The organism is Staphylococcus sp. HMSC068C09 (assembly GCF_001813735.1).
Classification (GTDB): Bacteria; Bacillota; Bacilli; order Staphylococcales; family Staphylococcaceae; genus Staphylococcus; species Staphylococcus hominis.
In genome coordinates, this window is record NZ_KV813756.1 from 462,990 (window position 1) to 476,065 (window position 13,076).

The window sequence follows — 13,076 nt, forward strand, 5'->3', positions numbered from 1 at the left end:
GCACTTTAGCATTCTCTTCTAATCATATGTTAAATAATAAAGAGGTGACATATCCATGAGTAATATGAGAGCTGAACGTGTTGGCGAACAAATGAAAAAAGAAGTTATGGATATCATTAATAATAAAGTAAAAGATCCAAGAGTAGGATTTATTACTATTACTGACGTTGAATTAACAAATGATTTATCACAAGCCAAAGTTTTCTTAACAGTGCTTGGCAATAAGAAGGAAGTTAATGATACGTTTAAAGCTTTAGATAAAGCAAAAGGATTCATTAAATCTGAGCTAGGTTCAAGAATGAGATTACGTATAGTACCAGAGTTATTCTTTGAATATGATGAATCAATTGAATACGGTAATAAAATTGAAAAAATGATTCAAGATTTACACAAACAAGATAAATAATACTTTATCATTGTTATTAATCAGTGACATTCAATCAAATAACTTCAGAAAAAGAAGTTTAGATGCAACATATGATGGGGGTAGGACGATAACATTTACATGAATTCAGTCCTACTCCTTTTTATATGATTAATACTGATAAAATATGGATAAGACATTAGATGATTTAATAATACATAGTGAGACATAATAAACTAAAGGGTGTGAAAAAATGTACAACGGTATATTACCAGTGTATAAAGAACGTGGTTTGACCAGTCATGATGTTGTATTTAAACTTAGAAAAATCTTAAAAACTAAAAAGATAGGTCATACTGGAACATTAGATCCTGAAGTTTCAGGTGTACTACCTATCTGTATAGGGACAGCAACAAGAGTAAGCGACTATGTCATGGATATGGGGAAATCTTATCAAGCAACCATTACATTAGGTGAAAGTACGACAACTGAAGATCAAACTGGAGAAGTAATAGAAAAAGTAAATATATCATCGAATACGATTACTTCTATAGAAGTTGATCGTGTTTTAGAAGAATTTAAAGGAGTAATAGAGCAGATTCCTCCAATGTATTCCTCTGTAAAAGTAAATGGAAAAAAATTATATGAATATGCTAGAAAAGGAGAAACTATTGAACGGCCAAAACGACAAGTTAAAATTGATGAAATTGAACGAATATCTGATTTAACATTTATAGAACAAACATGTCATTTTGATATAAAAGTAACGTGTGGAAAAGGCACCTATATCAGAACGTTAGCAACAGATATTGGCAAAGCTTTAGGCTATCCTGCTCATATGTCGTTGTTAACTCGTATAAATTCGGGTGGATTTAATATAAATGAAAGTTTATCACTTGAAAAAATTTCTGAATTACATGAGCATGAAACATTACAACATTATCTATTTCCTATAGAATATGGTTTGAAAAGTTTACAACATGTAGTCATTGATGATGACACTTTAAAGTATAGAATCTTAAATGGTCAAAAACTCCTAAAAAAAGATTTTACTCTATCATTAGAAAAGCAATTTGTGTTTATTGATAAGATAAGTGAAAAAGCATTAGCCATTTATGAACATCATCCTGACAAAATTAATGAAATAAAGCCTAAAAAAGTATTTAATTAAAGGAGCCTTTGATTGATATGAAAGTGATAGAAATAACACATCCAATACAAAATGAACAACTCATAAAAGAAGATGTTGCAATGGCATTTGGTTTTTTTGATGGTATGCATCGTGGTCACAGTAAAGTATTTGAAGCATTAGATATACGTGCAAAAGAAAAAAATTTAAAAAAGGCAGTAACAACATTTGATCCGCATCCATCAGTAGTATTAAATCCTGAACGTAAACGTACAGATTACTTAACGCCACTATCTGATAAATTAGAAATGATAGAACAGCATGATATTGATTATTGTATTGTTATCAATTTCTCATCACGTTTCGCTAACGTCACAGCTGAAGAGTTTATCAAAGACTATATTATTAATAATCATGTTAAAGAAGTTGTTGCTGGATTTGATTTTACATTTGGTAAATTTGGTAAAGGAAATATGGCCGTGTTAAATGAAATAGATGAATTTAATACTACAATAGTCGGTAAATTAGATTTAGATTCTGAAAAAATTTCAACAACATCAATTAGACAAGCGTTACATGAAGGCAATCTACAAAAAGCTAATGATGAATTAGGGTATTTATATCGAATTAAAGGCACAGTTGTTCAAGGAGAAAAAAGAGGTCGAACAATCGGTTTTCCAACAGCTAATGTCCAACCTAGCGATGATTATGTCCTTCCTAAAAAAGGGGTATATGCGGTAAGTATTGAAATAGGTGCCGAACACAAAATATATCGTGGGGTAGCTAACGTAGGTGTTAAGCCGACATTCCACGATCCATCTAAAGCAGAAGTAGTGATAGAAGTAAATATTTTTGATTTTGAAGAAAATATTTATGGAGAACGTGTAATCGTATATTGGCACCATTATTTAAGACCAGAGGTAAAATTTGATGGTATAGATGCTTTAGTAAGTCAAATGAATGACGATAAAGAACGTGCAAAATATCTTTTAGCAGTTGATTTTGGTGATGATGTATCGTATAATATTTAAAGTTGAGTTTTTGAAAAACTTATTACTATTGAATCCTTTATCTTGGCAGGTTGAAACTCCGACGCCTTGCTCAGATTAAGGTGTAAACAAAAATTAGGAGGAATTTAATTATGGCTATTACTCAAGAACGTAAAAATGAAATTATTAAAGAATATCGTGTACACGAAACAGATACTGGTTCACCAGAAGTACAAATCGCTGTTTTAACTGCAGAAATCTCTGCATTAAACGAACACTTACGTGAACACAAAAAAGATCACCATTCACGTCGTGGATTATTAAAAATGGTTGGTCGTCGTAGACACTTATTAAACTACTTACGTAGTAAAGATATTCAACGTTACCGTGAATTAATTAAATCATTAGGTATTCGTCGTTAATTTTAAATATATTGAAGGGAAAGCACCATTTAGATTGGTACTTTCCTTTTTTTGTATTTTTATCATAAACACTAATATAAAAATATATAAATAAATGATATGATGTAAGTATTAGATTTCAGAGAGGAGATTCATAATGTCTCAAGAAAAGAAAGTGTTCAAAACTGAATGGGCTGGAAGATCGTTAACGATTGAGACAGGTCAATTAGCGAAACAAGCTAATGGTGCAGTTTTAGTACGTTATGGTGATACTGTTGTATTATCTACAGCAGTTGCTTCTAAAGAGCCACGTGATGGTGATTTTTTCCCCTTAACAGTTAACTATGAAGAAAAAATGTATGCGGCTGGTAAAATTCCAGGTGGATTTAAAAAACGCGAAGGTCGTCCTGGAGATGAAGCGACACTTACTGCACGTTTAATTGATAGACCAATTAGACCATTATTCCCTAAAGGTTATCGACATGACGTTCAAATTATGAATACTGTATTAAGTGCGGATCCAGACTGCTCCCCAGAAATGGCAGCAATGATTGGATCGTCAATGGCATTGAGCGTGTCTGATATTCCATTCCAAGGACCAATTGCCGGTGTAAATGTAGGATATATTGATGGAAAATACGTGATTAATCCAACACTTGAACAAAAAGAAGTATCTCGTTTAGATTTAGAAGTTGCTGGTCATAAAGATGCTGTAAATATGGTTGAAGCAGGTGCGAGTGAAATTACAGAACAAGAAATGCTTGAAGCGATTTTCTTTGGTCATGAAGAGATAAAACGCTTAGTTGCTTTCCAAGAAAAAGTTGTTGAGCATATTCAACCTGTAAAAAAAGAATTTATTCCTGTTGAACGTGATGAAGAATTAGTACAACGAGTAAAATCTTTAACGGAAGAAAAAGGATTAAAAGAAACTGTATTAACATTTGACAAACAACAACGTGATGAAAATTTAGATGCACTTAAAGCAGAAATCGCTACTGAATTTGTAGACGAAGCGGATCCAGAAAATGAGTTGCTTATCGATGAAGTATATGCGATTTTAAATGATTTAGTAAAAGAAGAAGTTCGTCGATTAATTGCAGATGAAAAAATTAGACCTGATGGACGTAAACCAGATGAAATTCGTCCGCTTGAATCAGAAGTTGGTTTATTACCACGTGCACATGGTTCTGGATTGTTTACCCGTGGACAAACTCAAGCATTATCTGTACTTACTTTAGGAGCATTAGGAGACTATCAACTTATTGATGGATTAGGACCTGAAATTGAAAAACGTTTTATGCACCACTATAATTTCCCTAATTTCTCAGTAGGTGAAACGGGTCCAGTGAGAGCGCCAGGTCGTCGTGAAATTGGTCATGGTGCACTAGGTGAAAGAGCGCTTAGATATATCATTCCTGACACTACAGAGTTCCCTTACACAATTCGTATTGTGAGTGAAGTATTAGAGTCAAATGGCTCATCTTCACAAGCTTCAATTTGTGGATCAACATTAGCGTTAATGGATGCTGGTGTGCCTATTAAAGCTCCAGTAGCTGGTATTGCTATGGGTCTTGTCACTCGTGAAGATAGTTATACAATTTTAACTGATATTCAAGGTATGGAAGATGCTTTAGGTGATATGGACTTCAAAGTTGCTGGAACTAAAGAGGGAATTACTGCGATTCAAATGGATATCAAAATTGATGGTTTAACACGTGAAGTGATTGAAGAAGCTCTTGAACAAGCTCGTCAAGGTCGTTTAGCGATTATGGATCATATGTTACAAACAATCGATCAACCACGTAGTGAATTAAGTGCATATGCACCTAAGGTAGAAATTATGCATATCAAACCTGAAAAAATTCGTGATGTCATTGGTCCAGGTGGTAAAAAAATTAATGAAATTATTGACGAAACTGGCGTTAAGTTAGATATTGAACAAGATGGCACTATCTTTATTGGCGCTGTTGATCAAGAAATGATAAATAGAGCTCGAGAAATTATTAATGAAATTACCCGCGAAGCTGAAGTTGGCCAGGTATACCATGCAAAAGTTAAGCGTATTGAAAAATATGGTGCTTTTGTAGAATTATTCCCAGGTAAAGATGCTTTATTACACATTTCTCAAATTTCTAAAGATAGAATAAATAAAGTTGAAGACGTTTTAAAAATCGGTGATACGATTCAAGTTAAAATTACAGAAATTGATAAACAAGGCCGTGTAAATGCGTCTCATAAAGTTTTAGATGAATAAATGAATGAAGTTAAGGTTAGGACAAAATGAAGTCCTAACCTTCTTTATATATATAAAGAATGATTTTATGAAAGTATATATATTTTTATTAAAGGTCTTTTACTCCTTAGTTACAACACACTTTAATAGTGTACATCCTTCGTAAATTAAATTATAATAAATTATGAGTTTATATGGACGGGAATTAATTATAGGAGGTAACATTTTGAGTTTAGTAAAGAAAAAGAATGACGATATTCGCATTATTCCACTTGGGGGCGTAGGCGAAATCGCTAAAAATATGTATATCGTCGAAGTAGACGATGAGATGTTTATGTTAGATGCAGGATTAATGTTTCCTGAAGATGAAATGTTAGGAGTAGATATTGTTATTCCTGACATCCAATATGTAGTAGAAAACAAAGATAAATTAAAAGGGATATTTTTAAGTCATGGTCATGAACATGCAATTGGTGCAGTGAGTTATATTTTAGAGCAAGTTGATGCACCAATTTATGGTTCAAAACTTACTTTAGCTTTAGTTAAAGAAAGTATCAAAGAAAGAAATATAAAGAAAAAAGTACGATATTATACTGTAAATCATGATTCAGTGATGAGATTTAAAAACGTCAATATTACTTTCTTTAATACATCACATAGTATTCCAGATAGTTTAGGTATCTGTATTCATACTTCACACGGTTCAATTGTATATACAGGTGAATTTAAATTTGACCAAAGTTTACAAGGGCATTATGCTCCTGATATGAAACGCATGGCTGAAATTGGAGAAGAAGGTGTTTTTGCTTTGATTAGTGATTCAACTGAAGCAGAAAAACCTGGTTATAATACTCCAGAAAATGTCATAGAATCGCATATTTATGATGCATTTGCTAAAGTAAAAGGTCGTTTAATTGTTTCATGCTATGCATCGAATTTTATTAGAATTCAACAAGTATTAAATGTTGCTAGTAAATTAAATCGTAAAGTATCTTTCTTAGGAAAATCTCTTGAAAGTTCATTTAATACTGCACGCAAAATGGGATATTTTGATATTCCTAAAGATTTATTGCTTCCAATCAATGAAGTTGAAAACTATCCTAAAAATGAAGTCGTTATTATAGCAACAGGTATGGAAGGCGAACCTATTGAAGCGTTGAGTCAAATGGCCCAACATAAACATAAGATTTTAAATATTGAAGAAGGCGATTCAGTTTATTTAGCCATCACTGCTTCAGCAAATATGGAAGTTATTATAGCCAATACGTTAAATGAACTTGTTCGAGCAGGTGCACATATTATTCCAAATAATAAAAAAATTCATGCCTCTAGTCATGGTTGTATGGAAGAATTAAAAATGATGATTAATATTATGAAACCTGAATACTTTATTCCTGTTCAAGGTGAATTTAAAATGCAAATTGCGCATGCAAAATTAGCAAATGAAGCAGGCGTTGCACCTGAAAAGATTTTCCTTGTCGAAAAAGGTGATGTGATTCATTTTGATGGCTCACACATGGTATTAAATGAAAAAGTAAATTCAGGTAATATTCTCATCGATGGTATAGGTGTAGGAGACGTTGGAAATATTGTGTTAAGAGATCGTCATCTTCTTGCAGAAGATGGTATCTTTATTGCAGTAGTAACATTAGACCCTAAAAATAGACGTATAGCTGCTGGACCTGAAATTCAATCACGCGGATTCGTTTACGTACGTGAAAGTGAAGAATTAATGCAAGAAGCGGAAGATAAAGTTCGAGAAATTGTGGAAGCTGGACTACAAGAAAAACGTATAGAGTGGTCTGAAATTAAACAAAATATGCGCGACCAAATTAGCAAGCTTTTATTCGAAAGTACAAAACGTCGCCCAATGATTATTCCAGTTATTTCTGAAATTTAAAAGATATACATTTAATAAAGAGGTCGGGACAATATCACTTTTATAAAATAATTAAAAATATAAACGTTTATCATTCTTATTTATAGATTCATTGATGTATTAAATTGAAAGTATATAAAAGATAAGACATTTACCCTAACTTTTATAGTGAACTCTATAATTTTAAAAGATGATTTGACTCATTTATTTTTAATTATTTAAAAATGGGCTTAAAGGTCTATGTGATACATATTGTCTCAACCTCTTTCATACTTTTAACTCTAAAACATAACTTACATTTTTTTATATTTTTGAAAATGTCATTATTATAATTAAAAATAAAAGAAGGTGTAACATTTGCCACGAACTAAGAAAAAAACAACGACTAGAAAAACCAATTCAAAGTCGAAAACGAAAGCACGCCAAACTAAAAAGAAAAAGCAACAAAAAACAGATAGTTCTGTAAGGTATATTATTGCTATTGTAATTGTGATTATATCTATTTTAGGAATATTTCAATTAGGGCTTTTTGGTAGAATGATTGATAGCTTTTTCAATTATTTATTTGGCGCAAGTCGTTACCTTACATATATTTTAGTAAGTTTAATTACAATTTATATTGCAATGCAAAGACATTTTCCAAAAACACGTCGTACATTCGGTCTCATTTTATTACAATTTGTATTACTGATTGTTTCTCAACTCATTTATTATTTTTCTAAAGGAGAAGTTGCGAAAAGAGAACCGGTATTGTCTTACGTTTATAAATCTTATGAACATACTCATTTTCCAAATTTCGGTGGAGGTATTATTGGCTTTTATTTATTAAAATTATTTGTACCTTTAATCTCTATTGCTGGGATTATCATTGTGACTTTGATTTTACTGATATCAAGTTTTATCCTATTACTAAAATTACATCATAGAGATGTGGCGAGAAACACAATTGATTATTTTAAACGTTCTACTCAGAGTGCCTCATCTACTTTAAAAGAAAAAAGAGAAGCAAATAAAATTAGAAGAGAAGAACGATTACGTGAAAAAGAAGAACAGCGTCAAGCATTGGCACACCAAAGAGAATTAGAAGAACAACAAAGGAAAGATGAAGTCATGAAAGATGTGAGTGACTTCCCAGAAGTGAAACAGCAACATGAAGATATTCCTATATATAGCCATCATGCAGCAACGGATGAAGAAAAAGTACGATCTAAACGTAAAAAACGTCAATTTGACATAGACCATCAAGATAAAGAACCTACGCATGTGTCTGCGTCAAATTCTATGAAAAAAGATAAAATAAAACACGTTTCTAATGATGACGATACGAATAATAGTTCGATCATAGAAGCAGGAGAAGTTGGCAATGTAGCCTATCACATTCCTCCTTTATCATTACTTAAACAGCCAACAAAACAAACGACAACTTCAAGAGCTGAAGTACAACGTAAAGGTCAAATATTAGAATCAACCATGAAAAATTTTGGAGTTAATGCTAAAGTGACTCAAATTAAAATTGGACCGGCTGTCACTCAATATGAAGTTCAACCAGCTCAAGGTGTTAAAGTAAATAAAATCGTTAATTTACATAATGATATAGCTTTAGCACTTGCTGCGAAGGACATTCGTATTGAAGCGCCTATACCTGGACGTTCAGCTGTAGGCATTGAGGTTCCAAATGATAAAATTTCTTTAGTTACGCTAAAAGAAGTTTTAGAATCAAAGTTTCCAGCAAAAAATAAATTAGAAGTCGGTTTAGGACGAGACATCTCCGGAGAACCAATGACTATTGAATTGAATGAAACACCTCACTTATTAGTGGCTGGTTCTACAGGTAGTGGTAAGTCAGTATGTATCAACGGTATTATTACGAGCATTTTATTAAACGCTAAGCCACACGAGGTAAAATTAATGTTAATTGATCCTAAAATGGTAGAATTAAATGTATATAATGGTGTTCCACATTTATTAATACCTGTAGTAACAAATCCTCATAAAGCATCACAGGCATTAGAGAAAATTGTAGCTGAAATGGAACGTCGTTACGATTTATTTCAACATTCGTCTACTAGAAACATTGAAGGATACAATCAATTTATAAGACGTCAAAATGAAGAACTTGATGAAAAGCAATCAGAACTTCCTTATATCGTTGTCATTGTTGATGAATTAGCAGATTTAATGATGGTGGCAGGAAAAGAAGTTGAAAATGCAATACAGCGTATTACACAAATGGCCCGTGCAGCGGGTATACATTTAATTGTAGCAACACAACGTCCTTCTGTAGATGTTATCACGGGGATTATTAAAAATAATATCCCTTCAAGAATTGCATTTGCTGTAAGTTCACAAACAGACTCTAGAACAATCATAGGCTCTGGAGGAGCAGAGAAATTATTAGGCAAAGGCGACATGCTTTATGTTGGTAATGGTGAATCCACACAGACACGTGTTCAAGGTGCATTTTTAAGTGATCAAGAAGTACAAGAAGTTGTAAATTATGTAGTTGAACAACAAAAAGCAAATTACGTAAAAGAAATGGAACCTGATGCTCCTGTAGAGAAATCAGAAATGAAAAGTGAAGATGCACTATATGATGATGCATACGCTTTTGTAATTGAGAAACAAAAAGCAAGTACGTCGCTTTTACAAAGACAATTCAGAATTGGATATAATCGTGCATCAAGATTAATGGACGATTTAGAGAGAAATAATGTTATTGGTCCACAAAAAGGCAGTAAACCAAGACAAGTTTTAATAGATTTTGAGAATGAAGAGGTGTGAGTATGACTGAATTGAACTCAGTTTTTAAAGTAAAAGAATATATTTTTAAAAAAATAAAAAATCATTCTTTAAAACCTGGTGATAAACTTCCTAGCAATTTATCCATTGCTAGAGAAGTTAACGTTAAAACAGATGATGTCTATGAAGCGATTGGAGAACTTATTATTGAACAAGTTTTAACTGATAATTTTGAAGAAGGAACAAGTATAAAGGCTCTACAGCCCTTTTATTATCCTTTAAATAAATTATTTAGTATTAGTGAAATGATTAAAAAAGCGGGATATGAAGCAAGTACAGAATATTTGAGTTTAGAGCAGCAACCCGCTTCTTTATTAGATGCAAAAATGTTAGATATTAAAGATAAGCAGCCTATAACAATTATTGAAAGACTACGTACTGCGAATCATCATCCAGTTATTTATTGTTTAGATAAGATTGCTGAACATCATTTAACTTGTACCGAATATCAAGAAAGTGATGGATCGATGCTTAATGCAATTGAACTTAATACTGGGCATAAGGTAGCTTCTGCTGAAACTGAAATTGAAGCAATCAGTTATGAACCTCATATTTCTAGCATATTGAATGCTGAACCACATGAGGGATTAATGTTATTAAAGGTTGTCCATTATGATGAAATGGGTAAACCTATTTTATACTCATTAAATTATATAAAAAGTAGCCTAGTGAAGTTTAAATTAACACGCACAAAAATTTAATAACAGGTAAAGGAGTGATTGATTATTTTGAAACAACATACTAATCATCAAATACATATTGATATTCTTCCAACTGAGAAATTTAAAACAACGATGATCACATTTAAATTTATAGCACCACTTGATTACGAAACAATTACTGCTCGTTCATTACTAAGTAAAGTATTGGTTCGTGCCACAAAAAAATGGCCAACAGATAAATCATTTAATAAACAATTATCAGAGCTTTATGGAGCTTATATTAATAGCTTTGTTTCTAAATTTAAAGATAAACATGTCATTACTATTTCTTTAGAAATTGTAAATGAACATTATCTTAAAGATACTACACCATTATTTGAAAAAGGTTTGAATTTATTAAAAGAAGTCATCATGAATCCACTTGTTGAGAATAATTCATTCAACTCTACATTTGTTACTCAAGAAAAATCATTATTACATAAAAAAATAGAAGCGATGATTGACAATAAAGCGCAATATTCATTTATTAATTTATTAAAATATATGTTCAAAAATGAAGCTTATCGTTATTTAGCTATAGGTCAAATAGAAAATATTGCGCGTATTACAAATGAAAGTTTGTATGATACATATAAATCTATGATAAATAATGACATGTGTTCAGTGTATGTAGTGGGAAATGTAAATGAAAAAGAAGTTACATCACTCATAGAAAATTCATTTAGTCTTAGCTCAACGACGTTTGACTTTAATCATAATGTAAATACTGACTGTACCGACCAATCTACTGAAACAATCATTGAAAAAGATACCGTTGACCAAGCTAAATTAAATTTAGGTTATCGTTTTCCAACTCATTATGGAAACGAAGATTACTATGCACTTGTCGTATTAAATACTATGTTTGGCGGTGATCCTTCTTCAGTACTATTTAATGAAGTACGTGAAAAACAAAGTCTAGCTTATTCTATTCATTCGCAATTAGATGGAAAAAATGGCTATTTATTTGTATTAAGTGGTGTATCTGTTGAAAAATACGATATTGCAAAAACTACAATTATTGAAGAATTCGAGAAGTTTAAAGTAGGAGATTTCTCTGAAGAAAAATTAGCATTAGCTAAAAAAATTATCATTTCACAACGACAAGAAATTGCAGATAGACCTAAAGGTATTATTGAAGTCATGCAAAATCAACTACTTTTAAATCAGCCTCAATCAGATAAAGAATACATGGAATTAGTTAATAAAGTGACTAAAGAAGATGTCGTTAAAATGGCAAATCAAGCCTATTTAGATACGATATATGTATTAACGAAGGGAGGTCAATCATAGTGCAAGAACAATATTATGAATTGATTGATGAACGCGTCTATAAACATGAACTAAATAATGGATTACGCTTATTTGTAATTCCTAAAAAAGGATTTCAAAAAACATATGTGACCTATACAACTCAATTCGGTTCGTTGGATAATACATTTAAACCTCATCATAAAGATCAATATGTGACTGTACCAGATGGAGTAGCACATTTTTTAGAGCATAAGTTATTTGAAAAAGACAATGATGAAGATTTATTTACTGCATTTGCCAATGATAATGCTCAAGTCAATGCATTTACAAGTTTTGATCGTACGAGTTATTTGTTTAGTGCAACTGATCAAGTTGAACGAAATATTCTACGTTTACTTGATATGGTGGAAACACCCTATTTTTCAAAAGAAACAGTAGACAAAGAAAAAGGAATTATTGCTGAAGAAATTAAAATGTATCAAGAACAACCAGGATATAAAATTATGTTCAATACATTGCACGTAATGTATCATCATCATCCAATTAAAGTAGATATTGCAGGTAGTGTTGAGAGTATTTATAGTATCACTAAAGATGATTTATACTTATGTTATGAAACGTTTTATCATCCATCCAATATGGTATTATTTGTCGTAGGAGATGTGGATCCTAAACGTATTTGTAATGTTATTGAAGAACATGAAAATCGTCGTCATAAAACAAATCAACCTTCTATTCAAAGAGGAGCAATAAAAGAACCAAATGAAGTAGTTCAATCATTTATATCTGAAAAAATGAAATTACAGTCTCCACGTTTAATGCTAGGGTTTAAAAATGAACCTTTGGATGAAGCACCTGAGAAATATGTTCAAAGAGATTTAGAAATGACTTTATTTTTTGAACTCGTATTCGGTGAAGAAACAGATTTCTATCAATCTCTTCTTAATGATGATTTAATTGATGATTCATTTGGATATCAATTTGTTCTTGAACCTACTTATAGTTTCTCAATTATTACAAGTGCTACTCATGAACCAGATCAATTAAAGGATAGGTTACTTACTGAATTAAAGAAATATAGAGGAAACTTAAAAGATTCAGAAGCGTTTGAATTATTGAAGAAGCAATTTATTGGTGAATTTATCTCTAGTTTGAATTCCCCAGAATATATTGCAAATCAATATGCAAAATTGTATTTTGAGGGTGTAAGTGTATTTGATATGTTAGATATTGTAGAAAATATTACTTTAGATAGTATTAATGAAACTGCTAAACAATATCTAAATATTGATCGTCTTGTTGATAGCCGTTTGGAGATAGATTAAAT

The 13,076-nt window shown here is 31.5% G+C and carries 9 protein-coding genes and 2 pseudogenes; all 11 read left to right on the forward strand.

Going from position 1 to position 13,076, the window contains the following annotated elements:
- Window positions 1–55 precede the first annotated feature (55 nt).
- The 11 genes and pseudogenes from rbfA (at window position 56) to yfmH (ending at window position 13,074) form a co-directional block, all read left to right on the forward strand.
- On the forward strand, window positions 56–406 hold the full coding sequence (gene rbfA, locus HMPREF2930_RS06985) for a 30S ribosome-binding factor RbfA (protein ID WP_002448740.1): 351 nt from the start codon (window positions 56–58) through the stop codon (window positions 404–406).
- A gap of 211 nt (window positions 407–617) precedes the next feature.
- Window positions 618–1,535: a tRNA pseudouridine(55) synthase TruB gene (gene truB, locus HMPREF2930_RS06990; protein ID WP_017174613.1), complete on the forward strand. Its 918-nt coding sequence runs from the start codon at window positions 618–620 to the stop codon at window positions 1,533–1,535.
- Between the two features lie 17 nt (window positions 1,536–1,552).
- Complete coding sequence (ribF, locus tag HMPREF2930_RS06995) at window positions 1,553–2,524, forward strand: riboflavin biosynthesis protein RibF (protein ID WP_002448787.1); 972 nt, start codon at window positions 1,553–1,555, stop codon at window positions 2,522–2,524.
- 110 nt (window positions 2,525–2,634) lie between these two features.
- On the forward strand, window positions 2,635–2,904 hold the full coding sequence (gene rpsO / locus HMPREF2930_RS07000) for a 30S ribosomal protein S15 (RefSeq protein WP_017174614.1): 270 nt from the start codon (window positions 2,635–2,637) through the stop codon (window positions 2,902–2,904).
- A 136-nt stretch (window positions 2,905–3,040) separates the two neighbouring features.
- Window positions 3,041–5,137: a polyribonucleotide nucleotidyltransferase gene (gene pnp, locus HMPREF2930_RS07005; RefSeq protein ID WP_017174615.1), complete on the forward strand. Its 2,097-nt coding sequence runs from the start codon at window positions 3,041–3,043 to the stop codon at window positions 5,135–5,137.
- Between the two features lie 205 nt (window positions 5,138–5,342).
- On the forward strand, window positions 5,343–7,016 hold the full coding sequence (rnjB, locus tag HMPREF2930_RS07010; protein ID WP_017174616.1) for a ribonuclease J2: 1,674 nt from the start codon (window positions 5,343–5,345) through the stop codon (window positions 7,014–7,016).
- 336 nt (window positions 7,017–7,352) lie between these two features.
- Window positions 7,353–8,025 (forward strand): annotated as a pseudogene (locus HMPREF2930_RS11870) (cell division protein FtsK); the annotation flags it as partial.
- A 77-nt stretch (window positions 8,026–8,102) separates the two neighbouring features.
- Window positions 8,103–9,776 (forward strand): annotated as a pseudogene (locus tag HMPREF2930_RS07015) (DNA translocase FtsK); the annotation flags it as partial.
- Between the two features lie 2 nt (window positions 9,777–9,778).
- Window positions 9,779–10,495 (forward strand): GntR family transcriptional regulator, encoded by a 717-nt coding sequence (locus HMPREF2930_RS07020; protein WP_017174618.1) that lies wholly within the window; start codon window positions 9,779–9,781, stop codon window positions 10,493–10,495.
- 93 nt (window positions 10,496–10,588) lie between these two features.
- A complete protein-coding gene (yfmF, locus tag HMPREF2930_RS07025) occupies window positions 10,589–11,788 on the forward strand; it encodes an EF-P 5-aminopentanol modification-associated protein YfmF (protein WP_371089537.1) in 1,200 nt (399 codons plus the stop codon).
- A complete protein-coding gene (gene yfmH, locus HMPREF2930_RS07030; RefSeq protein ID WP_070597277.1) occupies window positions 11,788–13,074 on the forward strand; it encodes an EF-P 5-aminopentanol modification-associated protein YfmH in 1,287 nt (428 codons plus the stop codon). The genes yfmF and yfmH overlap by 1 nt, the downstream gene beginning before the upstream one ends.
- The last annotated feature ends 2 nt before the right edge of the window (window positions 13,075–13,076 follow it).